This window comes from Flagellimonas sp., from assembly GCF_965215805.1.
Classification (GTDB): Bacteria; Bacteroidota; Bacteroidia; order Flavobacteriales; family Flavobacteriaceae; genus Flagellimonas.
The window spans coordinates 671,080-694,860 of record NZ_OZ244124.1 but is presented as its reverse complement, the minus strand read 5'-3'; the positions used below and the strand labels follow the sequence as shown (position 1 = coordinate 694,860).

General features: G+C 42.5%; 23 protein-coding genes. 11 read left to right on the top strand and 12 right to left on the bottom strand.

The annotated features are described in order from the left end of the window. Nucleotides 1-33: 33 nt before the first annotated feature. A complete protein-coding gene (locus ACOOE0_RS03120; protein WP_420401018.1) occupies nt 34-2,337 on the top strand; it encodes a glycoside hydrolase family 65 protein in 2,304 nt (767 codons plus the stop codon). Then, complete coding sequence (locus ACOOE0_RS03115) at nt 2,334-4,202, top strand: alpha-amylase family glycosyl hydrolase (RefSeq protein WP_420401017.1); 1,869 nt, start codon at nt 2,334-2,336, stop codon at nt 4,200-4,202. Before ACOOE0_RS03120 ends, ACOOE0_RS03115 begins: the two co-directional genes overlap by 4 nt. A 51-nt stretch (nt 4,203-4,253) precedes the next feature. Here ACOOE0_RS03115 and ACOOE0_RS03110 read toward each other — a convergent pair whose 3' ends face one another. Further along, on the bottom strand, nt 4,254-4,673 hold the full coding sequence (locus tag ACOOE0_RS03110) for a hypothetical protein (protein ID WP_420401016.1): 420 nt from the start codon (nt 4,671-4,673) through the stop codon (nt 4,254-4,256). Nucleotides 4,674-4,859: 186 nt separating this feature from the next. Between ACOOE0_RS03110 and ACOOE0_RS03105 the strand changes: the two genes are divergently transcribed. Both ACOOE0_RS03105 and ACOOE0_RS03100 read left to right on the top strand, forming a co-directional pair. Then, nucleotides 4,860-5,612, top strand: coding sequence for a glycerophosphodiester phosphodiesterase (locus ACOOE0_RS03105; protein ID WP_420401015.1), 753 nt, complete (start codon nt 4,860-4,862; stop codon nt 5,610-5,612). Beyond that, nucleotides 5,612-6,892, top strand: coding sequence for an NAD(P)/FAD-dependent oxidoreductase (locus tag ACOOE0_RS03100; protein WP_420401014.1), 1,281 nt, complete (start codon nt 5,612-5,614; stop codon nt 6,890-6,892). Before ACOOE0_RS03105 ends, ACOOE0_RS03100 begins: the two co-directional genes overlap by 1 nt. On the opposite strand, the gene ACOOE0_RS03095 is transcribed toward ACOOE0_RS03100, so the two are convergent. Together ACOOE0_RS03095 and glpK are read right to left on the bottom strand one after the other, a co-directional pair. Next, on the bottom strand, nt 6,889-7,617 hold the full coding sequence (locus tag ACOOE0_RS03095; RefSeq protein WP_420401013.1) for an MIP/aquaporin family protein: 729 nt from the start codon (nt 7,615-7,617) through the stop codon (nt 6,889-6,891). The two genes, ACOOE0_RS03100 and ACOOE0_RS03095, sit on opposite strands and share 4 nt — an antisense overlap. Before the next feature lie 34 nt (nt 7,618-7,651). Then, the gene (gene glpK, locus ACOOE0_RS03090) at nt 7,652-9,148 is read right to left on the bottom strand and encodes a glycerol kinase GlpK (protein WP_420401012.1); all 1,497 of its coding nucleotides are present in this window, start codon (nt 9,146-9,148) and stop codon (nt 7,652-7,654) included. A 69-nt stretch (nt 9,149-9,217) separates the two neighbouring features. Here glpK and ACOOE0_RS03085 point away from each other — a divergent pair, with 69 nt between their 5' ends. After that, nucleotides 9,218-9,751, top strand: a complete 534-nt coding sequence (locus ACOOE0_RS03085; RefSeq protein ID WP_420401011.1) for a DUF1697 domain-containing protein — start codon at nt 9,218-9,220, stop codon at nt 9,749-9,751. Here the strand turns inward: ACOOE0_RS03085 and ACOOE0_RS03080 are convergent. Next, nucleotides 9,748-10,221, bottom strand: coding sequence for a TspO/MBR family protein (locus tag ACOOE0_RS03080; RefSeq protein WP_138837677.1), 474 nt, complete (start codon nt 10,219-10,221; stop codon nt 9,748-9,750). The two genes, ACOOE0_RS03085 and ACOOE0_RS03080, sit on opposite strands and share 4 nt — an antisense overlap. A 92-nt stretch (nt 10,222-10,313) precedes the next feature. Here ACOOE0_RS03080 and ACOOE0_RS03075 point away from each other — a divergent pair, with 92 nt between their 5' ends. The 6 genes from ACOOE0_RS03075 to ACOOE0_RS03050 all read left to right on the top strand — a co-directional run bounded on the left by ACOOE0_RS03075 (nt 10,314) and on the right by ACOOE0_RS03050 (nt 15,694). Further along, a complete protein-coding gene (locus tag ACOOE0_RS03075; RefSeq protein ID WP_420401010.1) occupies nt 10,314-11,408 on the top strand; it encodes a diphosphomevalonate/mevalonate 3,5-bisphosphate decarboxylase family protein in 1,095 nt (364 codons plus the stop codon). A 128-nt stretch (nt 11,409-11,536) separates the two neighbouring features. Next, nucleotides 11,537-12,475, top strand: a complete 939-nt coding sequence (locus ACOOE0_RS03070) for a mevalonate kinase (RefSeq protein ID WP_420401009.1) — start codon at nt 11,537-11,539, stop codon at nt 12,473-12,475. Between the two features lie 11 nt (nt 12,476-12,486). Continuing rightward, nucleotides 12,487-13,392, top strand: a complete 906-nt coding sequence (locus tag ACOOE0_RS03065; protein WP_420401008.1) for a geranylgeranylglycerol-phosphate geranylgeranyltransferase — start codon at nt 12,487-12,489, stop codon at nt 13,390-13,392. Continuing rightward, nucleotides 13,392-14,342, top strand: a complete 951-nt coding sequence (locus ACOOE0_RS03060; protein WP_420401007.1) for a carbon-nitrogen hydrolase family protein — start codon at nt 13,392-13,394, stop codon at nt 14,340-14,342. The genes ACOOE0_RS03065 and ACOOE0_RS03060 overlap by 1 nt, the downstream gene beginning before the upstream one ends. A gap of 57 nt (nt 14,343-14,399) precedes the next feature. Continuing rightward, entirely contained in the window at nt 14,400-15,239 is an 840-nt protein-coding gene (locus tag ACOOE0_RS03055) for a pseudouridine synthase (RefSeq protein ID WP_420401006.1), read from the top strand. An 8-nt stretch (nt 15,240-15,247) separates the two neighbouring features. Further along, nucleotides 15,248-15,694: a hypothetical protein gene (locus ACOOE0_RS03050; protein ID WP_420401005.1), complete on the top strand. Its 447-nt coding sequence runs from the start codon at nt 15,248-15,250 to the stop codon at nt 15,692-15,694. Between the two features lie 6 nt (nt 15,695-15,700). Here the strand turns inward: ACOOE0_RS03050 and argH are convergent, their stop codons facing one another. The 8 genes from argH to ACOOE0_RS03010 form a co-directional block, all read right to left on the bottom strand. Then, nucleotides 15,701-16,990: an argininosuccinate lyase gene (gene argH, locus ACOOE0_RS03045; protein WP_420401004.1), complete on the bottom strand. Its 1,290-nt coding sequence runs from the start codon at nt 16,988-16,990 to the stop codon at nt 15,701-15,703. Between the two features lie 75 nt (nt 16,991-17,065). After that, entirely contained in the window at nt 17,066-18,136 is a 1,071-nt protein-coding gene (locus ACOOE0_RS03040) for a M20 family metallo-hydrolase (RefSeq protein ID WP_420401003.1), read from the bottom strand. Beyond that, nucleotides 18,133-18,912 carry an acetylglutamate kinase gene (gene argB / locus ACOOE0_RS03035; protein WP_420401002.1) on the bottom strand — a complete coding sequence of 260 codons (780 nt, stop codon included), beginning with the start codon at nt 18,910-18,912 and terminating at the stop codon, nt 18,133-18,135. Before argB ends, ACOOE0_RS03040 begins: the two co-directional genes overlap by 4 nt. Before the next feature lies 1 nt (nt 18,913). Continuing rightward, a complete protein-coding gene (locus ACOOE0_RS03030) occupies nt 18,914-19,666 on the bottom strand; it encodes an SDR family NAD(P)-dependent oxidoreductase (protein ID WP_420401001.1) in 753 nt (250 codons plus the stop codon). Between the two features lies 1 nt (nt 19,667). Next, nucleotides 19,668-20,606 (bottom strand): acetylornithine carbamoyltransferase, encoded by a 939-nt coding sequence (locus ACOOE0_RS03025; protein ID WP_420401000.1) that lies wholly within the window; start codon nt 20,604-20,606, stop codon nt 19,668-19,670. Then, nucleotides 20,603-21,364 carry a glutamate 5-kinase gene (proB, locus tag ACOOE0_RS03020; protein ID WP_420400999.1) on the bottom strand — a complete coding sequence of 254 codons (762 nt, stop codon included), beginning with the start codon at nt 21,362-21,364 and terminating at the stop codon, nt 20,603-20,605. Before proB ends, ACOOE0_RS03025 begins: the two co-directional genes overlap by 4 nt. A gap of 4 nt (nt 21,365-21,368) precedes the next feature. Beyond that, nucleotides 21,369-22,565 (bottom strand): glutamate-5-semialdehyde dehydrogenase, encoded by a 1,197-nt coding sequence (locus tag ACOOE0_RS03015; RefSeq protein WP_420400998.1) that lies wholly within the window; start codon nt 22,563-22,565, stop codon nt 21,369-21,371. Then, nucleotides 22,562-23,689 carry an aspartate aminotransferase family protein gene (locus tag ACOOE0_RS03010; RefSeq protein ID WP_420400997.1) on the bottom strand — a complete coding sequence of 376 codons (1,128 nt, stop codon included), beginning with the start codon at nt 23,687-23,689 and terminating at the stop codon, nt 22,562-22,564. Before ACOOE0_RS03010 ends, ACOOE0_RS03015 begins: the two co-directional genes overlap by 4 nt. Nucleotides 23,690-23,781: the final 92 nt, after the last annotated feature.

The following is a 23,781-nucleotide window of genomic DNA, read 5'->3' as shown; positions in this document are numbered from 1 at the left end:
TAACTTTTACTTACCAATTAATCAGCGCAGATTATGAATCAGGATTATATAAAGGCGGACGCGTGGTCTATTGTTGAAGAAGGCTTTGATAAAGAGCGGGTTAAGTCATCCGAAAGCTTGTTTAGCATTGGGAATGGTGCCATGGGCCAAAGGGCCAATTTTGAGGAACATTATTCCGGGGAAACCTTTCAAGGAAGCTATATAGCTGGGGTGTATTACCCCGACAAGACCAGGGTAGGATGGTGGAAAAATGGATACCCTGAGTATTTTGCCAAGGTTCTCAATGCCCCCAATTGGATTGGGATTGATGTTTTTGTGAATGGAGACCCATTGGATTTGAACATCTGCAAAGCCGTTAAGGATTTTAAGAGGGAACTCAATATGCGCGAAGGCTGGTACCGGCGCAGTTTTGTTGCCCAAATGGCAAATGGAATTGAACTACAAGTTAAGGCTACCCGATTTTTAAGCTTGGATTTGGATGAATTGGGAGTTATTCAATATGAGATTACACCATTAAATCAAGATTCTCATATCAAGTTTGTGCCCTATTTGGACAGCGGAATCACCAATGAGGACAGCAATTGGGACGATAAATTTTGGAATACTACCAAGGTAGATGTCCTGGGCAACCAAGCATTTATTGAAGCCCATACTATGAAGACCAATTTTGCCACCTGTACTTTTATGGAGGCCCAAGTAGCTTACAATGGAAATTCAGTTGCCTCAAAAGCAGGAACAACAAATGAAACCTATGCTTCCATTGAATTCGAACAGGAGGTAGCCCAGGGTGAAAAAATAAGCTTGACCAAATTGGGGGGATACACCGTTTCAAGAAATCATGATAAAACCCAGTTGATCAATGTTGCCAAGAAGGTATTAAAGCAGGGTTCCGATTTGGGATTTGAAGCATTGCTTGCAAAACAAAAGGAGGCCTGGGCCAAAATATGGGAAATGAGCGATATCACCATTGAAGGGGATATAAAAGCACAACAAGGTATCCGATTCAATATTTTTCAGCTGAATCAAACCTATCTGGGGAAGGATTCCAGACTTAATATTGGCCCCAAAGGATTTACAGGGGAGAAATATGGAGGAAGTACCTATTGGGACACTGAAGCTTATTGTCTTCCTTTCTACATGGCAACCAAAAATCAAGAGGTGGCCTGGAGTCTTTTGGAGTACCGGTACAACCATCTGGAGAAGGCCATTGAAAATGCTGAAAAGTTAGGTTTTACCAATGGGGCGGCCCTCTATCCCATGGTAACCATGAATGGCGAGGAATGCCATAACGAATGGGAAATTACCTTTGAGGAAATACACAGAAATGGCGCTATTAGCTTCGCTATTTTCAATTACCACCGTTTTACGGGAGACTACAGCTATATTCCAAAAATGGGATTGGAAGTCCTAATTGGGATAGCCCGATTCTGGCACCAACGGGTCAATTTTTCTGAGGATAAACAGCGCTATGTCATGTTGGGTGTTACAGGACCCAATGAGTATGAGAACAACGTAAACAACAACTGGTACACCAACTACTTGGCTAAATGGTGCATGGAATATGCTTTGGAGCAAATTGAAATCGTAGAAAAGGAATATCCTCAGGATTTTGAACGAATTCAGGCTAAGACCAAAATCACTTCCGAAGAAACTTCGGATTGGGCCAGGGTGGCAGATCAAATGTATTTTCCATTCTCTGAAAAACACCAGGTCTTCTTACAGCAAGATGGCTTTTTGGATAAGGATTTGGTGCAAGTGCCCGATTTGGACAAGTCGGAACGCCCCATTAACCAGAAATGGAGTTGGGACCGAATTTTACGCTCACCCTATATCAAACAAGCCGACGTTCTTCAGGGATTCTATTTTTTTGAAGATCATTTCAGCCAGGATGCTCTGGAAAAACACTTCGATTTTTACGAGCCTTTTACGGTGCATGAATCCTCACTGTCCCCTTGTGTGCATAGTATTCAAGCCGCAAAGCTGGGCAGGATGGAACAGGCCTATACGTTCTATTTGAGAACTTCCCGTTTAGATTTGGATGACTATAACAAAGAAGTGGAAGAGGGACTGCATATTACTTCAATGGCAGGAACATGGATGAGCATTGTGGAAGGATTTGGTGGAATGCGCATAACGGATGGCCAGCTGTCCTTTAACCCACAAATTCCCGAACAATGGGATGCCTATGCCTTTAAAATTAACTATCGGAACCAAATTGTTACCGTATCCGTGTCCAAAAAGAGCTCCGTTTTCGAATTAACAGGAGAGACCGATTTAACAATCCAAGTAAACGGCAAGTCCGTGACACTGGTTCCGGGAGAGAAGATAGAAGGATGAAACGCAACTTGGGAATAGTACTGTTATTGCTGATGGGTGCAGTGCTTTCCTGTGAATCCAAACCAGACCAAGCCAATCCAAAACCGAGCATGAAGAAGAAAGCCGTTGTTTACCAAGTTTTTACCCGCCTATTTGGCAATACCAATACCACCAACAAAGCTTGGGGAACCATTGAGGAGAATGGGGTGGGGAAGTTCAATGATTTTTCAGAAAAGGCTCTGGCGGAAATCAGGAAGTTGGGGGTAACACATGTTTGGTATACTGGAGTGCCCCACCATGCCTTGGTCAATGACTATACAGTCTATGGGATTTCCAATGACGACCCAGATGTGGTCAAAGGAAGGGCAGGATCTCCCTATGCGGTAAAGGATTATTACAATGTGAATCCAGATTTAGCTGATGACCCTGCAAAACGCCTAGAGGAGTTCAAAGCACTTATAGATCGTACCCATGCAGCTGGAATGAAGGTAATCATAGATATTGTGCCCAACCATGTGGCCAGAAGCTACCAAGGTTTGGCCAATCCAGAAGGTACCATGGATTTTGGAACCGAAGATGATATTTCCAAGGAGTATGATGTCAATAATAATTTTTATTACATACCCGAAAGCACTTTTAAGGTTCCGGAATGGAAGGATGGATATTTACCACTGGGAGGAGAGGAATCCGCTATGGCAGATGGAAAATTTGAGGAGAACCCCGCAAAATGGACAGGCAACGGTTCACGGTTGGCCCAACCCCATTTCAATGATTGGTATGAAACGGTTAAGGTAAATTATGGCCTGCGACCCGATGGATCCAAGGATTTTGAGGAACTCCCCACGGGAATGGAAAAACAAGGGTATACGGAACATTTTCGGTTTTGGGAAAACAAAACTGTACCCAACTCTTGGGATAAGTTCAAGGACATTGCGCTCTATTGGTTGGATTTTGGCGTAGACGGGTTTCGTTATGATATGGCCGAAATGGTTCCTGTTGAATTTTGGAGCTACCTCAATTCCAATATCAAAACAAAAAATCCAGATGCTTTTTTGTTGGCCGAGGTGTACAACCCAGATTTGTACCGCGATTATATCCATAAAGGTAAAATGGATTATCTCTATGACAAGGTGGAGTTGTACGATAGTATAAAGCATGTGATGAAAGGCTATGGTTGGACAGACCATATCCCGGTGGTTCAAAAGGGAATGGCAGATATTGAACACCACATGCTCCATTTTTTGGAAAACCATGATGAGCAACGAATTGCAAGCCCTGAGTTTGTGGGAAATGCCCAAATGGGAAAACCCGCCATGGTAGTTTCCGCCACTTTGAGCACATCTCCAACCATGATTTATTTTGGACAAGAAGTGGGTGAGCCTGGTGCTGAGAATGCGGGCTTTGGAAAACCCAGTCGCACTTCCATTTTTGACTATGTTGGGGTGCCGCACCATCAGCGTTGGATGAACAATGGGCATTTTGATGGGGGGCAACTTACTGAGGATGAGAAAAACTTAAGGGACTTTTACCAACGCTTGCTCAATTTTACGATCTCAAGCAATGCCCTGATGGGAGACTATCAGGAAATCCATTTTTACAACAAGGACCATACGGAAGGATACGATCATAAAATACTCTCTTTTGTGCGGTGGAAAGATGAAGAAAAATTGATTGTCATATCTAATTTTGACAAGGATAGAACGTATACCCTGGACTTGAAGATACCAGAGGATGTGATAAGCGAGTGGCATCTGAAAAATTCTGCCTACGCTTTAAAGGAAGAGTTGTATGGAATTGAAAAAGCTACGCTAAAAATCCAAGAAGGACGTGGGGATATTAAACTACAGCTCCCGCCGTTGGAATCGTACATTTTTAGTGTTCAATAAAAAGCGGCCCACATTGTGGGCCGCCAAAGTTTAGAGGTCGGTTAATTATCGTTATTCCTTAGCGGCTGTTTTTTGATAAACCAGGGCGATAACCACACCTGTTACCACAAAGTAAACCAAGGCCAAAACAAAGTCCATTAAATGGCCGGTCAAATCAAACATATTGGCTGTGGCATACTGAATCAATGCGGTTCCCAGCCCTGCAAAAATCGCGATCCAGGCTCCAAATTGTGCACCTTCCTTGGCACTGTGGTGACCTCTAGCCCATTTCCCATAAAGATTGCTCAAGGCAAATGCAGCAACAAGATTCCCCAAAATGATAAAAACAAAATCGGGTTCTTCCTTAAAGATGTCTGTTACAACATGACCATCCATAAGACTCTCCGCTGCTATTCCCCATAAAAGGTATCCAAGCAGGAACATAACAATAGTTGCTACAACCGTAGCCAGTAAATTGGATTTTGAAAACATGTGAGTTAATTTGTTGGTTATTAATATGATAAAAATATTAAAATAAATTTAACATATTGACAAAATGGGATATCGATAATTTTTGAATGCATAATCTAGTTGCTTTTTTTGTAGGATTTTATTGAACATGTTTACCGCCAAAATTTCATTTTCAAATCGTATTTTTAGCTATCAAAATGACTTAGAATGAAAAAAACTTTACTATTGCTTTCTTTTACAATTTTTCTAATCAATAGTTGCGGAATGTTTGAATCCAATCCCTTGGTCATCGGTCATAGGGGAGCTATGGGCCACGAAACTGAAAACACCTTGGCTTCTGTGCAAAAAGCACTGGATTTGGGTGTGGATATGATTGAAATTGATGTGTTTAAAATCAAGAGCGGCGAGATAGTGGTTTTCCATGATGAAAGGGTGGAGAGACTTTCCAATGGCGGAGGTAACATAGAAGAATATAATGTTGTGGATATGCAGCAGCTTATCCTGGATGGCAACCATCGCATTCCCATGCTTCAGGATGTGCTCAAATTGATCAATAACCAAGTGGCACTCAATATAGAGTTGAAGGGCGCAGATACAGCTGATCGGGTAAACTTCATTACCGATTATTACATAAGGGAAAGAGGTTGGGCCGCCAATAATATCCTTATTTCCAGTTTTAGATGGGATGAGTTAAGGGAAATTAGAAGATTGAACCCAAATGTGCAGATTGCCATCCTTACAGAGGACGACCCCTTGGAAGCAATTCCCGTAGCCAAAGAACTAAATGCCGTTGCCATCAATCCCAATTTTAAATCCCTTACAGAAGAAAATACATCAGAGATGCAAGATGAGGGATTCAAAGTATATACTTGGACAGTAAATGAACCTTCGGATATTGTGAAAATGAAGAAGTTTGGAGTGGATGGCATTATCACAAACTATCCGGAACGGGTACATTAATGTACGATGTAATCATTGTTGGAGGGGGTGCCGCAGGCTTCTATGCTGCAATTCATATTGCTGAGCTTGACCCTACATTAAAAATTGCCGTTTTTGAAAGAGGAAAAAATGTGCTCTCCAAAGTAAAAGTTTCAGGCGGCGGAAGGTGCAATGTGACCCATGGTGAATTTTCTCCAAGCGAACTGGTTCTCAACTATCCAAGAGGCAAAAAAGAGTTATTGGGTCCTTTCCATGTGCATGGACCTGGTGATGTCATGGAATTTTTTGAACAGAGGGGAGTACCACTCAAAATAGAGGAGGATGGTCGTGTTTTTCCGGTAAGTGATGATTCCCAGACCATTATAGATTGCTTGGTTACCGAAGCCCAAAAGTTGGGTGTGCAAGTATTGAAAAATAGTGCGGTAAAGCAACTTTCAAAACTTCAAGATAACGGAAGATGGCAGGTGACCACCATGAACAAACATTACCAGGGCAAAAACCTATTGGTTACCGCTGGGAGTAGCCTCAAAGCTTGGAGATTTTTGGAAGAATTGGGGCATACCATTGTTCCTCCTGTTCCATCCTTGTTCACCTTTAATATTCGGGATCCAAGATTGGCCGAAATCCAAGGAGTAAGCACTTTTGTATCAGTACAGGTACCTCCCAAAAAGCTGTTTTCCTCCAAGGCAGCCCTAAATCTAAAAAGCGCTCCTAGGGAAGAACCGGTGCTACAAGCAGAAGGCGATGTGCTTGTGACCCACTGGGGGTTAAGTGGTCCGGCCGTATTAAGGTTATCAGCTTGGGGAGCCAACATTCTGAGTGAATACCAATATAATTTTAAAATAAAGATCAATTGGACTCCGGAATATACTTTGGGTTCCATGGAAGGGTTTCTCAGGGAAATCAAGGAAGTGGAGGCGAGAAAAACCGTTATTCGGACAAGAGCCGTCAATCTTCCCAAAAGGCTTTGGGCCAAATTGGTGCACGCCGCAGGAATCGAGACCAATGTGAGATGGGCCGAGGTAACCAAGGAGATGTTACAAAATCTGGCCAAGGAACTTACAGAGGGTACCTATAGGGTTATTGGCAAGAGCACCTTCAAAGAGGAGTTTGTTACCGCTGGCGGTGTTGATCTAAAAGAAATCAACTTTAAGACTTTTGGGAGCAAAATACACCCCAACCTCTACTTTGCGGGAGAAATTATCAATGTTGATGCCATTACAGGGGGCTTCAACTTTCAAAATGCCTGGACGGGGGCTTATATAGCCGCGCAAGCCATTGGCTCCAAAAACAGCTGCTAGGCCAGAATTATGGCTAATCCTGCTGCCACCGCACCTCCTAAAATAGGACCAACAACGGGAATCCACGAATAACCCCAGCCATTGGACCCTTTATTTTTTATGGGAACCAATGCGTGAATAATTCGCGGGCCCAAATCCCTCGCAGGATTTATCGCATAACCCGTAGTACCTCCCAACGAAAGACCAATGCCCCAAACAATCAGGGCAACAGGGAGGGCACCAAGAGATCCAAGACCAATTATGGTGTTATCCGAAGTATTTATAGCATCCGTGAAATATAGTACGGCAAATATTAAAACAAAAGTGCCAACAAGCTCACTAAATAGATTTAGAGCCGTGTTGGGGATAGCAGGTGCGGTACAAAAAACACCGCGTTTTGTAGCACCTTCTTCTGTGGCGTCAAAATGCTTCTTGTTTAATAGCCAGACGGTAAACGCTCCCAGCATGGCCCCAATCATTTGAGCAGACACATAACTAGGAACATCATAAATGGAAAATTCCCCGGCCAAAGCCAGTCCAATGGTAACCGCAGGGTTCAGATGTGCACCGCTGTGAGGGCCTGCTACGACCACGCCTGTGTATACGGCCAATGCCCATCCAGTGGTAATTACGATCCATCCGGAACCGCTACCATATGTTTTTTGAAGGGATACGTTGGCGTTAACGCCACATCCCATTAGAATTAAAAGAAAGGTTCCAACAATTTCAGAAATAAAAGGAGTCATATATAGTGGGTTGGTAATTTGTTAGGATTGAGTTTTAAGCTTCGTTTGCCCAATATTCCAAAGCTTTTATGGCTTTGTACCAGCCTTTAATTTTTTGGTCAATGGTATCTCGTTCCGTCGAAGGTTTAAAATGAACATCGGTCTGCCAAATATCTTGAATTTCTTTGGGACTTTTCCAATAATTCACTGCCAATCCAGCTAAGTAAGCAGCACCCATTACCGTGGTCTCAACCACCTTGGGTCTTACCGTAACGGTATCCAGCACATCTGCTTGGAATTGCATCAAAAGGTTATTGACCGTTGCACCACCATCAACCCTAAGTTCATTTATGGTAATCCCTGAATCAGCTTCCATGGCCCTTAAAATATCCATGGTCTGATAGGCAATGGACTCCAAGGCGGCCCTGGCAACATGGGCGTCGGTACTACCTCGGGTCAAACCGAATACCGTACCTTGGGCATGTTGGTTCCAATAGGGTGCCCCCAAACCTGCAAAAGCGGGAACAAGGTAAACCCCGTCAGAGTCCTTCACGGAACCCGCCAATTGTTCCACCTCGGAAGAGGTCTTAATGATTTTGAGACTATCACGTAGCCATTGCACCACTGCACCGGCAATGAACACACTGCCTTCTAGGGCATAAGTCGTTTTACCATCGATTTTCCAGGCGACTGTGGTCAAAAGATTGTTTTTGGAAACAATGGGTTTGTCTCCAATATTCATCAGCATAAAACAACCTGTTCCATAGGTGTTTTTCACCATGCCTTCCTGAGTACACATTTGCCCAAACAAAGCGGCCTGCTGATCGCCCGCTATCCCCGCTATCGGAATTTTGGACGCAAAAAAGTTGGGACTTGTGTAGCCGTATACCTCGCTGGATTGCTTTACCTGGGGCAGCATTTCTTTCGGAATCCCGAAGAGCTCCAATAGCTCGGTATCCCAATCCATGGTATTGATATTGAACAAAAGGGTGCGTGAAGCGTTTGTTACATCGGTAATGTGCAGGTTGCCCTCGGTCATTTTCCAAATGAGCCAAGTATCGATGGTACCCATTAACAGATTTCCCGATTTGGCTTTCTCCCTGGCGCCGTCCACATGGTCCAGAATCCATTTCACCTTGGTGCCGGAAAAGTAGGAATCAATGACCAATCCAGTCTTGTTTCTAATCATTTCCGATTTCCCCTGGGATTTTAGCGCGTCGCAATATCCGGCCGTTCGTTTATCCTGCCAAACAATGGCATTGTAAATGGGCTCCCCCGTTTGCTTATCCCAAACTACTACAGTTTCACGTTGGTTGGTAATTCCTATGGCCGATATCTGTTCTGCTTTCAATCCCTTCTGGCTAACAGCTTCTGCCGCCATCCCGGCTTGTGTGGCCCAGATTTCCTTGGCGTCGTGCTCCACCCAACCTGGTTTGGGAAAAATCTGTGTAAATTCTTTTTGGGCTACTGCTACAATGGTGCCCTTTTGATCCACCACTACGGCTCTGGAACTTGTTGTTCCCTGATCTAGGGCTAAGATATATTGGTCCATAAGTTTTTTTTGATGCCCCTCAATTTAGTAAAATAAATCTGTGTAGTTTCGAAATGCATATTAAGAAAGATGAAAACTTTTATCGTACTCCTTAGGGGAATCAACGTGGGTGGTCAAAAGAAGATAAAAATGGCAGACTTAAAGCAATGCCTTGCCCAAGCTGGATTTCAAGATGTTGAGACCTACATTCAAAGCGGAAATTTAAGTTGCAGGAAGGACGGTTTTACAGCGAAAGACGTTGAAATTGAAGTACATAAAGCAATCCTAAAACATTTTGGGTTTGATGTACCTACCTTGGCGCTAACCAAGGAGGAATTAAAACTGATCATAGATCAAAATCCCTTTGCGGATGAAGAAGAAAAGAGCCTATATTTTGTATTGCTTAAGTCCGAGCCAGAAAAAGATTTAGTGGATGGTTTTAATCTACTCCATTTTGAAAATGAAGCGTTTCATGTAAAACACAATTGCGTGTATCTCTGTTGTAGGGCAGGTTATGGGAAAGCAAAACTCAGCAACAATCTCGTTGAAAACAAGCTAAAAGTACAGGCCACAGCCCGAAATTTCAGGACGATGATGAAGTTATTGGAAATGGCTCAATCCTAATTCAGTTCCCAAATTTTGTAATTGAGCAGGGTGGCAAAACAAACCCAAAGAAGATAGGGAACCAGTAAGAAAGAAGCCAACTTGCTCACTACCCGGAACCACTTGATCGTTAGTGCGATCAGGGTCAGCAGAACCAAAATCACCAAAAATGCCCAAAACGGATTTTTGAGTCCAAAGAAAACAATGCTCCAAAGGGCATTGAACAAGAGCTGGAATCCAAAATGATATAGGGCGGTCTTAACCCAAATATGATGAAACCCTTTGGACCAAACGATGCCTGCAGCTACTCCCATGAGAACATATAATGTGGTCCAAACAGGGGCAAAAATCCAGTTTGGGGGATTAAAACTTGGCTTGTTGAGCCCAACATACCAATCATTGACAGAACTTTGGGTGGCAAAACTGGAAAGAAAACCTATCAACAAACAAATAAGTACGGATAGGGTTATATAGGTCAGTTTTTTTTTCATGGCAGTGGCATTCCCAACTAAAATAAGAATTTATTTACATCCGAGTCCTTGTAACCTCCTGCACTCCATTATCTTTGCCAAAAGTTTTTTGAATGACCGAAAAAGACTTTCTGCCAAAACATACTGAAGCTCTACCTGAATCGGGAAAAGTTGCCTGGAAAGCACCGAGTAACATTGCACTTGTTAAATACTGGGGCAAGAAGGAAAATCAAATCCCGGCGAACCCTTCCATTAGTTTTACCTTGGATGCCTGTGCTACAAGGACCACACTTTCATTTCAAAAAAAGGAGACAACTTCCAATTTTTCATTTGATTTGTATTTGGACGGCAAGCCCAAGGCCGATTTTAAGCCAAAAATTGAGGTATTTTTTGATCGTATTGCCGAATATGTACCCTTTGTCAAGGAATATCATTTTGTTATAGAAACTTCCAATTCCTTTCCCCATAGTAGTGGAATAGCTTCCTCCGCCAGTGGAATGTCTGCTTTGGCATTGTGCCTAATGGACTTGGAAAGACAGATGCAGCCGAATATGGATTCTTCTTTTTTCATGAGAAAAGCCTCTTTTTTGGCTCGATTGGGCTCAGGAAGTGCATGCAGAAGCTTGGAAGGTAATTTGGTTGTTTGGGGGAAGCACAAATCCATTGAAGGAAGCAGCAATTTGTTTGGTTCAAAATATCCAAATAAAGTTCATGATAATTTTAAACATTATCATGACACCATTTTGCTGGTGGATAAAGACGAAAAACAGGTAAGTAGTACTGTTGGGCATAACCTTATGCATGGGCACCCATTTGCCGAAGAGCGGTTCAAACAGGCTTATCAAAACCTAACTTCCCTACAGGCTATTTTGGAATCAGGGGATTTGGGAGAGTTTGTAAAGGTGGTAGAAAGCGAGGCACTGACCCTGCATGCCATGATGATGAGCAGTAATCCATATTTTATTTTGATGAAACCGAACACTTTGGAAATCATCAATAAGATATGGAGCTTTAGAAAGGAAATCCAAATGCCGGTTTGCTTTACGTTGGACGCAGGGGCCAATGTACATGTGCTTTATCCAGAATCTATCAAGGAGAGCGTTATACAATTCATTCAGGATGAATTGGTTGCCCATTGTGATAACGGACACTATATTTGTGATCGAATTGGGACGGGAGCTAAAAAATTAATCATCCCTAAAAAGTAATCAAGCCAAAATTTTAGCGTTATTTGTCCTGAATTTGGCAAATAGCGCTGGATTTCGACCGAAAAATCATTTTGTTTAACCAATTTTGTGTTGAATTAAACAAAATAGTTTGTACTTTAGATGCAACAATGAAAGGACCTCTTTTTTATTCTAAGATTTTACTATTTGGGGAGTACGGAATCATTAAGGATTCCAAGGGGCTTTCAATTCCCTATAACTTTTTTAAGGGTGCCCTGAAGACCGATCAGAACCCGGCACCATCTGCAAAACAATCCAATGAAGGCCTTAAGGCCTTTGTAGGTTATTTGAGCGAATTGGAAAAAAAGGAAAAGAATTTGGTTTCTTTTGATTTGGAGGCTCTGGAACGCGACGTGAACCAGGGAATGTATTTTGACAGTTCCATCCCACAAGGTTATGGAATAGGAAGTAGCGGGGCCCTTGTTGCCGCTATCTATGATAAATACGCGAACAATAAAATTACAGTTCTTGAAAATCTCACGAGGGAAAAACTGTTGAAGCTGAAAACCATTTTCGGTTTAATGGAATCCTTTTTTCATGGTAAATCCTCGGGTCTGGATCCATTGAACAGCTATTTGAGCTTACCCATCCTCATCAATTCCAAAGACAATATTGAATCCACCAGCATACCCTCCCAAAACACGGAAGGGAAAGGTGCGGTATTCTTGTTGGACAGCGGTATTACTGGGGAAACTGCCCCCATGGTGCAGATTTTCATGGAGAAAATGAAGCAGGAAGGTTTCCGAAACATGATTAAAGATCAGTTCATAAAACACACGGATGCCTGTGTGGAAGATTTCTTGAATGGGAACGTTAAATCCTTGTTTGGAAATCTAAAACAGCTATCACATGTGGTTTTGGATCATTTTAAACCCATGATTCCTTCCAAGTTTCACAAACTTTGGCAACACGGTATTGAAACCAATGATTACTACTTAAAACTCTGCGGTTCTGGAGGTGGAGGTTATATTTTGGGTTTTACCCAAGATTTGGACAAGGCCAAAAAAGCGCTTAAGGGTTACAATTTGGAAGTTGTTTACAACTTCTAACCACAATCGTCATGCTTAGTAGAAGAAATAGACTCATGCTTTTTAAGCTGTTGAGTTTGTTTTCTGTGGTACGGGGGTACAACATTTTGGTCATTACTCTGGCTCAATATTTAGCTTCGATTTTTATTCTTTCCCCTCAAACCAGTTTACGGGAAGTTGTCCTTGACCTAAATCTATTTTTGATTGTGACCGCTTCGGGCTTGGTCATTGCAAGTGGTTATATCATCAATAACTTTTATGATGCCGAAAAAGACTTGATCAACAAACCTCGGAAAAGTATGTTGGATAGGTTGGTAAGTCAACGATTTAAGCTCACAACCTACTTTATCCTAAACTTTCTGGCCGTGCTGGCGGCAAGTTACATTTCGTTTCGGGCGGTTTTATTTTTTTCAAGCTACATTTTTGGCATTTGGTTGTATTCCCATAAGCTTAAAAGGGTTCCCTTTCTTGGGAATCTGGTTTCTGCCTCCTTGGCCATTGCTCCTTTTTTTGTGGTTTTTGTATACTATGGCAATTTTGAAACGGTCATTTTTGTACATGCTCTATTCCTCTTTTTGTTGATTTTGGCCCGTGAAATGATTAAGGATCTCGAAAATATGGCAGGGGACATGGCTCAGAACTATAAGACCATCCCCATCCTTTATGGTCCAAAAGTGTCCAAGGTCATTATTGGTTTTCTTATTGTTTTGACGCTGGTGCCAGCCTTGCTGTTGATCAAAAGTTTTGATGTGGGATACATGCACCTGTATTTCATCGCATGTATTGTTCTGTTGGGACTTTTTATCATTTTGTTATGGAAAGCCCGTGGCAAAAAGCACTATGTTTGGCTGCATAATATTCTAAAGTTCATCATTGTTGCTGGAGTGATCAGTATTTTGTTGATCGATGTGGACTTGGTCATAAATCGAATTTTGTGATGGAAAATCATTTAAAAGTGGCATTGGCTCAAATAGCCCCTGTTTGGCTGGATAAAAAAGCTACCATCCAGAAAATTGAAGCCACAATTCTGGAAGCAGCCAGGGAAAAGTCTGAACTTCTAGTTTTTGGCGAAGCTTTTTTGCCTGGATATCCCTTTTGGTTGGCGTACACCGAGGGAGCCGCATGGGACTTAAAAGTCAACAAAGAACTTCATGCCCATTATGCCCGAAATTCCATTCAAATAGAAGCAGGAGAGTTGGATTCGATATGCACCTTGGCAAGAGAAAACAAGTTAGCCCTGTATTTGGGAATGATGGAACGTGCCAAGGATCGTGGGGGACATAGCTTGTACTGCTCATTGGTTTACATTGACCCGAATGGGGAAATCAAATCAGTGCACCGAAAATTACAGCCTACCTATGATGAACGGCTCACTTGGGCTCCAGGTGACGGCAATGGGTTACAAGTCCATCCGCTGAAACAATTTACCGTTGGAGGGCTTAATTGTTGGGAGAACTGGATGCCCTTGCCCAGAACAGCATTGTATGGTCAGGGTGAAAATCTGCATGTGGCTGTGTGGCCGGGAGGGTTGCACAATACCAAGGATATAACCCGTTTTATTGCCCGCGAATCACGGAGTTATGTTATCTCCGTTTCCTCATTGATGAACACTTCAGATTTTCCGAAAGCCACCCCACACTTGAACAAGATTTTGGAAAAAGCACCCAAGGTTTTGGCCAATGGAGGTAGTTGCATTGCTGGCCCTGATGGCGAATGGATTGTGGAACCCATAGTAGATCAAGAAGGCCTGATTTATCAAATTTTGGACTTCAATAGGGTTTATGAAGAGCGACAAAATTTTGACCCAGTTGGTCATTATTCCCGCCCTGATGTGACCAAGCTTTCCGTCAATAGGGAAAGACAATCCACGGTGGAGTTTGAAAAATAGCTTGGCATAGTGTGGTAGGCAACTTAAAACACTACTTTTGCAAAAAATTTACGACTGATGCCGAAATCAGACAATCCACGAAATAGGAGATCCTCCCAAAATACTGGGCGAAATCAAGGAAAACCGTATGCTAAAAAATACGGTGCAAAGCCTAAAGCGAATACCCCGTCCAAAAAATCCAACCCTAACGAAATCCGATTAAACCGTTACATAGCGAATGCAGGAATTTGTTCCCGAAGGGAAGCAGATACCTATATAGCTGCGGGCAGTGTTTCGGTAAATGGGAAAGTGATTACGGAAATGGGCTATAAAGTGAAACTCACGGATGATGTGCGTTTTGATGGAAGAAAGCTCAATCCCGAAACAAAGGAATATATTCTGCTCAATAAGCCCAAAAACTTTATCACCACTACTAGCGACGAAAAAGGAAGACGTACGGTGATGGAGCTGGTTTCCAGTGCTTCCAAAAATCGATTGTTACCCGTTGGACGCTTGGATAGAAATACCACGGGACTCTTATTGTTCACCAATGATGGGGATCTGACCAAAAAACTGACACATCCTACCCATGGGGTTAGGAAAATTTACCATGTGCATTTGGATAAAAGCTTGAATCTTTCAGACTTGAGAAAGATTGAAGCTGGTTTGGAATTGGAGGATGGAGCTGTTGAGGTAGATGATGTAAGCTATATCCAAGGAGCTCCAAAAAGGGAAGTCGGGATTCAAATCCACAGTGGTCGTAATCGGATTGTGCGAAGGATTTTTGAGCATTTGGGATACCACGTCACCAAACTGGACCGGGTTATTTTTGCAGGGTTGACCAAAAAGGACCTTCCCCGTGGACATTGGCGACATTTGACAGAGCAAGAGGTGGTGAACTTGAAGATGATCAAATAAACGTTCTTTTGAATAACATCAAGGAAAAAGCACATCTTGTATTTTGGACATTGGGAATTCTTCTAATTGCCTTACAAATTTTGTTCACCATAGTATATCCGGATTCAACACTGGATATAAATATCCATGACACCTACCTGGTTATTGCGTATGCCCATTTGTTCAATGTACTGGGAACATGGTTCATTCTATGCGGAGTCGGGTATTGGATTCTAAAGCTCAAAAGGATAGCAATTTTTGGTTGGATGTTCTGGCTTCATTTGATTTTCACCGTACTTTTTCCCTTGAGTTTTGCAACAACCAATATGGATATGAAACCAACCCTGGAAAACTTCAGGATGATACAGTACATTGAATCTCTTTGGTTTTTCGGATTGACCTTATTCGTTTTGGGTCAACTACTTTATTTCCTGAACATTTTTATCTCAACCCTTAAGAAGGTAAAATCAAGATAAAATCCATTAGTTAGAGGAGTGTACTTTTTCCATTTTCTCTTTGATTTCCTCCAAACACAAATTCCCCAAACTACCCTCATGGGTGTGTTGGATATCTCTTTTGGGTTTAAAATTCCCATTCTCAATGGCCTGTCCCATGGTTTTGTAGGCATCCCTAAAAGGCATTCCACTTTTGACCAACTCATTCAGGGTGTCCACACTAAACAGATAATCGTATTTGGGATCATCTAAAATATTTGGGTTCACTTGGATTTCCTTCAAGCTAAAAATGGTCATTTCCAAACATGCTTTGATATCCTGAATGGCAGGAACGATTACCTCCTTTACCAGTTGCAAATCCCTATGATAACCACTGGGGAGATTGTTGGTGATCAAGGTCAGTTGGTTGGGTACTGCCTGAATTTTGTTACACTTGGCCCTGATTAATTCAAAAACATCAGGGTTTTTCTTGTGCGGCATGATACTACTGCCTGTGGTCAACTCATTAGGAAATGAGATAAACTCGAAATTCTGGCTCATGTACAAACAGATATCCATGGCCAATTTGGATAGTGTGGCAGCTACGCTGGAAATGCCAAAGGCGGTTGCTTTTTCAACTTTGCCACGCCCCATTTGGGCTGCAACTACATTGTATTTCTGGGTCTCAAAGCCCATTTCTTTAGTGGTAAAAGTCCGATCTATGGGAAAGGAACTACCATAACCCGCTGCACTTCCCAAGGGATTTTGGTCGGCAATCTTGTAAGCAGCTTGGACAAAATGGAGGTCATCCACCAAACTTTCTGCATAGGCCGAAAACCAAAGTCCAAATGACGAGGGCATGGCAATTTGCAGATGTGTATAACCTGGAAGCAATACGGATTTGTGCTTTTCCGCCAAGTTGAGCAGAAGATCAAAAAGTGATTTCACCTCATTTTTAATTTCACTGAGCTCATTTTTTAAATACAGCTGCATGGCCACCAAAACCTGATCGTTCCTTGACCGTGCGGTATGGATTTTCTTCCCGGTATCTCCCAGTTTTTTGGTGAGCAGGAATTCAATCTTGGAATGCATATCCTCAAAATCATCCTCAATGGTAAAGGTTCCTTTATCAATGGATTTGGCAATGGTACCCAGTTCCTTTACCAAGGCTTCGGATTCTTCTTTGGAAATCAAGCCTACTTGAGCCAACATTTTAGCATGGGCTTGGGAGGCAGTCACATCATATTTGGCCAATAGTAAATCCAATTCCCGATCGTTACCTACGGTAAAATGGTCAATTTTTTTATCGGTACTAAAGCCTTTGTCCCAGAGTTTCATAGTGTCAATTTTCAGTTATCAATTTTCAATGATCAATGATGCTCCCAACATTGAACGTTGTTAATTGTACATTGTTTATTGTAAAAATCCTGAAAGGATTTTGATATATAGATCAATTCCTTCCTCAACTTCATTCACATAAATAAATTCATCCGCCGAATGCGATCGTGTACTGTCTCCAGGACCCAATTTTACTGATTGACAGGTCAATGCGGCCTGATCGGACAGCGTGGGTGATCCATAAGTTTTTCTGCCCAAGGCCATCCCACTTTTTACCAAGTCGTGTTTGGGATCAATGGAAGATGAATTTAGTCGTAAGGAACGAGGGGTCATTTTGCAGGGAGCTTCCCGTTGCAACAAATCAGCAACTTCCTGATTGGAGTATCTATCATTTACTCGCACATCCACTACCAAATCCACCTGGGCCGGAACCACATTGTGCTGCTTCCCTGCATTGATTTGGGTCACTGTCATTTTTACCTCACCCAAAGCATCCGAAACCTTGTCAAAAGTGTAATTTTTGAACCAGTTCAAAACGTCAATGGTATTATAAATGGAATTGTTGTTATTGGGATGGGCTGCATGGGAAGGGGTTCCCTCCACCACGGCATCAAAAACTACAAGTCCTTTTTCCGCAATAGCCAAATCCAATAGGGTAGGTTCACCAACAATGGCCACATCAATGTTTGGAAGAATGGGCAACAATCCTCTCAAGCTTTTTTCCCCCGCATTTTCCTCTTCAGCCGTTGCCGCCATAATGATGTTGTGGCTTAGATTTTCCGCTTCATAAAAGTGTACAAAAGTGGCCAAAAGGGAGACCAAACACCCTCCCGCATCATTACTGCCCAGACCATAAAGCTTTCCATCCTCCACATGGGGATGAAAAGGGTCTTTGGTATAAGCCGAATTTGGTTTTACGGTATCGTGGTGGGAATTGAGTAGCAGGGTTGGTTTAGTTTCATCAAAATGCTTGTTGAAAGCATAAACATTATTGACTTGCCTTTCTGTTTTTACCCCAAAACCTTGGAGCCAAGTTTCAATGGCATCGCCAGTTTTATCCTCCTCCCCTGAAAATGAGGGGATGGAGATCAGCTGCTTTAGCAACTCAATGGCTTTTTGAGTCAACGTTTGTTGGTCAGTTTTCATAGGGTCAAGGTCGTAAAATTTGAGTTTGCTGCATCCAGCATGCTATGGTTTCCAATACAGACTTGTTTCACCTTATTTTGAAGCGCATGAAAGCAATTGTGCATTTTAGGTAACATCCCATCTGCAATGATTCCCTCTTCCAATAAGGTTGCATAGGTTTCAGAGTTGATGTGTTGGATGACCGAATCCTCATCTTCAATACTTCGCAGAACACCTTGTTTCTCAAAACAATAAAACAAGGTAGTCTCAAACAGTCCTGACATTCCTATAGCCAATTCGGCAGCAATGGTATCGGCATTGGTATTGAACAATTGTCCTTTACCATCATGGGTCAGTGCACAAAAAATGGGAGTGAACCCAGCTTGTAGCAGATTAAAAATTCCATTGGAATTCACGCCATCCACATCGCCAACCCATCCAAAATCAATTTCTTTTACAGGTCTTTTATGGGCTTGGATGGCATTTGCATCGGCCCCACTCATGCCAATGGCATTGGTTCCATGGGACTGCAGTTGGGCCACGATTTTTTTGTTGACCAAACCAGCATACACCATAATGGCCACATCCAAACTTTGACTGTCGGTAATCCTCCTACCATTGATCATGTTGGCCTCTATCCCTAGTTTGTTCCCAATTTCGGTGGCCTTTTTTCCTCCCCCATGTACCAAAATTTTATTTCCCTCCATTTTGGAAAAAAGGGAAAGGGTATGGGAAAGTTGGGTTTTGTCCTCAATGACATTGCCCCCGATTTTTATTATGGAAAGTTTTTCACCCATTTTATGCATTTATTATTCCACCATCAATGGTCATTGCCGAGCCTGTAATCCACGAGGAATCTTCCGAGACCAAGAACAGCGCCAATTTGGCAATATCCTCTGGAGTTCCCAATCGCTTGAGCAGGGTGGCATTTTTGGCATTTTCCACCGCTTCTTCCGGTTGGTCAAATGCTTTTGCAGAATCCCAAATCAAAGGGGTGTCCACAGGGCCGGGACAGATGGCATTTACCCTAATTTTTGGGGCATATTCAACGGCCAATTGCTTCATTAATCCCAAGGAAGCTGCCTTGGAAGCACAATAGGCCGGATGGTTGGGAAAGCTCTTAAAAGCGGCAATTGATGCATTGATCAATATATTTCCTCCTTTACCTTCTTGCAAAAAGGGAATGGCAAATTTGGAGCAATAAAAGATGGAACTTAAGTTGGTGTCGATAGTCTCACGCCAAGTTTCAACGGAAAGGTCCACCACATTTCCCAAACCAAGAATCCCTGCATTCAAGGATAAAATATCCAATCTTCCAAATTTGTCTATGGCTGTTGTCACCAATTTTTGGTTGTAATCCACATCATTTACATTGCCAGGAACAAAGACGCTGTTTTCCAGTTGTGCTGCTAATTGGTTCCCTCGCTCCAAATTGCGACCGGATAAAATCAAGGAGGTACCGGCTTCATGATAAGCTTCAGCTATGGCTTTTCCCATACCGCTAGTAGCTCCAGTTACAATACAGACCTTGTTCTTTAGCTTTAATTCCATTTTATAGGGATTCAAGGATTTTCTTTAAAACAATTTGTGCCGAATACGTTCTATTGTTGGCCTGTTCCACCACCAAGGATTGATCACTGTCCAACACGTCATCGGCTACCACTACATTTCTTCTGACAGGCAGACAGTGCAAGAATTTAGCTGTGCCAAGTTTTGCTTGGGTCAACATCCAATCGGGGTCTTGGGAAACTACTTTTCCATAATCCGAATAGCTGCTCCAATTTTTGACATAGACAAAGTCGGCATTTTCCAAGGCTTTATCTTGATCATATTCAATCTGACACCCACTGGTGATTTCAGAGTTTAGTTCATAGCCCTCAGGGTGGGTGATTACAAAATCCGCATTTTGCAATTTCATCATTTCCACAAAGGAATTGGCCACAGCATGAGGTAATGCTCTGGGATGTGGCGCCCAAGAAAGTACAACTTTGGGTCTTTCTATGGAACCAAATTCCTTTAGGGTTATGGCATCAGCAAGGGCTTGCAACGGATGGCCCACCGAACTTTCCATGTTCACCACAGGAACGGTGGCGTATTTTTTAAATCCATTCAACACAACCTCGGCTTCGTCCAAGGCTTTGTTTTCCAAACCTGCAAAAGCACGGATGGCCACAATATCACAATATTGGGACACTACTTGGGCAGCTTCTTTGATATGTTCTGCCTTACCTTGGTCCATGATCGTTCCATCTTCGAATTCCAATTGCCAACCTTCACTACCGAAATTCATGACCATAACCTCCATTCCCAAGTTTATAGCGGCTTTTTGCGTGCTCAAGCGCGTACGTAGGCTGTTATTGAAAAAAAGGAGACAAACAGTTTTGTCTTTCCCAAGGGATTTAAATTTGACCGGATCCTTTTTCAATTCGATGGCCTCTGCAACCCCTGCCTCTAGGTCTTCAATATCGTTGATGCTTAAATAGTGCTTCATGCCTTGATTTTTGTAAAGTGGATTTGGTCTCTAAAGCTGTCGACAATGAAATTATCTTTCAGGCCGTTGACAATCCATGTTTCTATTCCTGCTTTTTGCGCAATACTGGCGGCCTCTATTTTAGATTGCATGCCTCCTGTTCCATGGGAAGATTTGACCGTACTCACCTCTTTTCCCAAATCGGTAATGGAAGCAACTTCTTGAATCGTTTCAGGCAGCTTTCCATCCAAGGATTCTTTGGTGTAAATGCCATCTGTATTGGTGGCAATCAAAAGGAGGTCCACTTTTAGAAAGGCTGCGGTAAGTGCGGCCAACTTATCATTGTCCCCAAATTTGATTTCATCCGTGGCCACAGTATCATTTTCATTGATGATGGGAATAACATCATTGGCCAGCAATACGTTAATGGTGTTCTCTATGTTCACTCTGGCTTTTTCATTTTCCAAATCGGAATAGGAGAACAAACATTGGGAGGTGAACAGTCCCAATTCCCTAAAACTCTCCTGAAAAATATGCATCAAGCGGGGTTGACCGATAGCCGCCAATGCCTGTTTTACATCAATTTCCTGCCCATTATGCTCCAGTTTAACAAATTGTTTGGCGGTGGCGATGGCACCTGAAGAGACCAAAATAAACTCATATTCCTCTTTCAGTAAAGCAATTTGCCTACCTATATCCTCAATTTTGCCTCTGGAAATTTGATTGGTCTCCTTAGTGAGCGTATTTGAGCCAATTTTTATTAGAACCCTTTTCTTCATCTCATTATCTAGTTTGGCCGTTGCCTTTTATGTACCATTTATTGGTGACCAAATGGGTTAATCCAAGAGGACCTCTTTGGTGCAATTTGTCCGTGCTTATGGCCAATTCCCCAGCCAGCCCAAATTGGCCTCCATCTGTAAACCGGGTAGAAGCGTTGTGATAGACCGCTGCGGAATCCACCGATTCCATAAATAGAGAAGCTTCTTCTTGGTCTGAGGTAATAATGGTTGCCGAATGCCCTCCACTATGGGTATTGATTCTTTCAATGCTGTCCTCAAGTCCTGATGTTTCGCCCAACACAATTTTGTAATCCAAAAACTCCTCTTCCCATATATTCTCATCGGTTATGACTTCAGTGTCTCCAAGTTGTGAGATGGCATTATCCGAATAAATGGCTACCTCTTTCTTTTTAAGTGTGTTGATCAATTCGGAAATGAAAGTCTCTTTATTAGGGAGTTCTTGATCAATAAGCACTTTGTCCAAAGCGTTACATGCCGATATTTTGGCAATTTTGGCATTGACAATGATGTCTGTTGCCATTTGGGTGTCTGCGGTCTTAGCCACATATAAAAAGTTGTTGCCCCTACCGCTCACAATTACCGGGCATTTGGCATGTGCTTTTACAAACTGAATCAAACTTTCTCCTCCCCTGGGTACGATTAAGTCGATTTTCTGATCTGGGTTGGCCAAGAAATCTTGGGTTTCCTGTCGGGAGTAGTTCAGGTAAGTGACCCAATCCTTGGAACATTTATTTTCTTCCAATGCCTGATGCCATAACTCCACCAGCACCAAATTACTTCGTAGGGATTCCTTGCCCCCTTTCAGTAAGATTTTATTGCCTGACTTAAATGCGATTCCAGCAGCTTCAATGGTCACATCAGGTCTAGATTCATAGATGATCATAACCGTGCCAAAGGGAGCGGTTCTATTGCTCACCTGCATTTGGTTTTCATGGGTAAATGCATAGCGTTCAACGCCAATGGGGTCGGGTTGCGAAGCCAATTCTTCCAATGACTGGATCATCCCTGTAACCTTCGCCTCGTCCACTTTTAGACGGTCTGCCATGGCCAAATCCCCGCCATCGTATGCATTTAAATCTTCGGTGTTGGCTGTTATCAAGTTTACGGCCTGTTCCTTAATCAATATGGCCATTCGCTGTAAAACAGCATTTCGTTTTTCTATATTCAAAAGTAAACTCATGACAGTTCGGCTTTTAAGGCATCAAAAAATTGATCGATTTGATTTTTGGTGATATTTAGTGCAGGCAAAAAACGCAATACGTGCTTGTCCTTTGCTCCACCTGTAAACACTTTTTGATTATAAATCATATTTTTTCTCAAGGAAGCCACTTCAAAGTCAAACTCCAAACCTAACATAAGACCTCTTCCCTTGACATTTTTCACTGCAGGAATTTCCTTGGCCTTCTCCAGAAAATAAACTCCTAGTTCAGCTGCATTTTGGGTTAAATTCTCCTGCTCCATCACTTCCAGAACAGCCAATACTGCTGCACAAGCCAGATGGTTGCCTCCAAAGGTGGTTCCCAATAGTCCATAAGAAGCTTGGAAGGACTCATGGATCAATACACCCCCAACTGGGAATCCGTTCCCCATGCCTTTGGCAATGGAAATAATATCTGGTTGGATATTGTGATGTTGAAAAGCGAAGAATTTCCCGCTCCTTCCAAAACCACATTGCACTTCATCCGCTATCAAGACTACTCCTTTTTGCTTGCATTTTTCTGCTACAAATTGGAGGAATGGGGGGGTGGGTTCATCCAATCCGCCTACGCCTTGAATAGTTTCCAAAATAACCGCGCAATAATCCCCGTGATCAATGGCCTTTTCAAAGGCCTCAGCATCGTTTAATGGAAGAAAGGTGACTTCTTGTTGCTGATTAATTGGAGCGTTGATATTTGGATTATCCGTAGCCGCTACAGCCGCAGAAGTACGCCCATGAAAGCCATTTTTAAAGGCGATGACTTTGGATTTTCCAGTATGGAACGAAGCCAGTTTTAAGGCATTTTCGTTGGCCTCCGCGCCAGAATTACACATAAACAGCTTGTAATCCGAACATCCAGATAATTGGCCCAATTTATCCGCCAATTTTTGCTGCAGCGGATTTTGCACGGAGTTGCTATAAAATGCCATAGCGTCCAACTGCTCCTTCAATCGCTTTACATAATGCGGATGGGTGTGCCCAATGGAAATCACGGCATGCCCACCATAGAAATCAAGATATGTTTGACCCTTGTCATCAATGACCTCAATCCCTTTGGCAGAAACCGGGGTTACATCATATAGGGGATATACATCAAATAGTTCCATGTTTATTGTTATTTCTTGCAATAGAGTTTAAGTTTTCAACCCTTCCGTCTTCTGACCAATGGTCCGAATCCACCTTCCCTTAAAAATGGAAG

Bases quoted from the DNA above. Each gene is read 5' to 3' on its own strand.
- glpK (WP_420401012.1), bottom strand. From the start codon at position 9,148: ATGGACCAATATATCTTAGCCCTAGATCAGGGAACAACAAGTTCCAGA.
- ACOOE0_RS03105 (WP_420401015.1), top strand. From the start codon at position 4,860: ATGAAAAAAACTTTACTATTGCTTTCTTTTACAATTTTTCTAATCAAT.
- ACOOE0_RS03055 (WP_420401006.1), top strand. From the start codon at position 14,400: ATGCCGAAATCAGACAATCCACGAAATAGGAGATCCTCCCAAAATACT.
- ACOOE0_RS03115 (WP_420401017.1), top strand. From the start codon at position 2,334: ATGAAACGCAACTTGGGAATAGTACTGTTATTGCTGATGGGTGCAGTG.
- argH (WP_420401004.1), bottom strand. From the start codon at position 16,990: ATGAAACTCTGGGACAAAGGCTTTAGTACCGATAAAAAAATTGACCAT.
- ACOOE0_RS03065 (WP_420401008.1), top strand. From the start codon at position 12,487: ATGCTTAGTAGAAGAAATAGACTCATGCTTTTTAAGCTGTTGAGTTTG.
- ACOOE0_RS03120 (WP_420401018.1), top strand. From the start codon at position 34: ATGAATCAGGATTATATAAAGGCGGACGCGTGGTCTATTGTTGAAGAA.
- ACOOE0_RS03070 (WP_420401009.1), top strand. From the start codon at position 11,537: ATGAAAGGACCTCTTTTTTATTCTAAGATTTTACTATTTGGGGAGTAC.
- ACOOE0_RS03080 (WP_138837677.1), bottom strand. From the start codon at position 10,221: ATGAAAAAAAAACTGACCTATATAACCCTATCCGTACTTATTTGTTTG.
- ACOOE0_RS03085 (WP_420401011.1), top strand. From the start codon at position 9,218: ATGAAAACTTTTATCGTACTCCTTAGGGGAATCAACGTGGGTGGTCAA.
- ACOOE0_RS03075 (WP_420401010.1), top strand. From the start codon at position 10,314: ATGACCGAAAAAGACTTTCTGCCAAAACATACTGAAGCTCTACCTGAA.
- ACOOE0_RS03095 (WP_420401013.1), bottom strand. From the start codon at position 7,617: ATGACTCCTTTTATTTCTGAAATTGTTGGAACCTTTCTTTTAATTCTA.
- argB (WP_420401002.1), bottom strand. From the start codon at position 18,912: ATGGGTGAAAAACTTTCCATAATAAAAATCGGGGGCAATGTCATTGAG.
- ACOOE0_RS03060 (WP_420401007.1), top strand. From the start codon at position 13,392: ATGGAAAATCATTTAAAAGTGGCATTGGCTCAAATAGCCCCTGTTTGG.
- ACOOE0_RS03025 (WP_420401000.1), bottom strand. From the start codon at position 20,606: ATGAAGCACTATTTAAGCATCAACGATATTGAAGACCTAGAGGCAGGG.
- ACOOE0_RS03110 (WP_420401016.1), bottom strand. From the start codon at position 4,673: ATGTTTTCAAAATCCAATTTACTGGCTACGGTTGTAGCAACTATTGTT.
- ACOOE0_RS03040 (WP_420401003.1), bottom strand. From the start codon at position 18,136: ATGAAAACTGACCAACAAACGTTGACTCAAAAAGCCATTGAGTTGCTA.
- ACOOE0_RS03030 (WP_420401001.1), bottom strand. From the start codon at position 19,666: ATGGAATTAAAGCTAAAGAACAAGGTCTGTATTGTAACTGGAGCTACT.
- ACOOE0_RS03010 (WP_420400997.1), bottom strand. From the start codon at position 23,689: ATGGAACTATTTGATGTATATCCCCTATATGATGTAACCCCGGTTTCT.
- ACOOE0_RS03015 (WP_420400998.1), bottom strand. From the start codon at position 22,565: ATGAGTTTACTTTTGAATATAGAAAAACGAAATGCTGTTTTACAGCGA.
- proB (WP_420400999.1), bottom strand. From the start codon at position 21,364: ATGAAGAAAAGGGTTCTAATAAAAATTGGCTCAAATACGCTCACTAAG.
- ACOOE0_RS03100 (WP_420401014.1), top strand. From the start codon at position 5,612: ATGTACGATGTAATCATTGTTGGAGGGGGTGCCGCAGGCTTCTATGCT.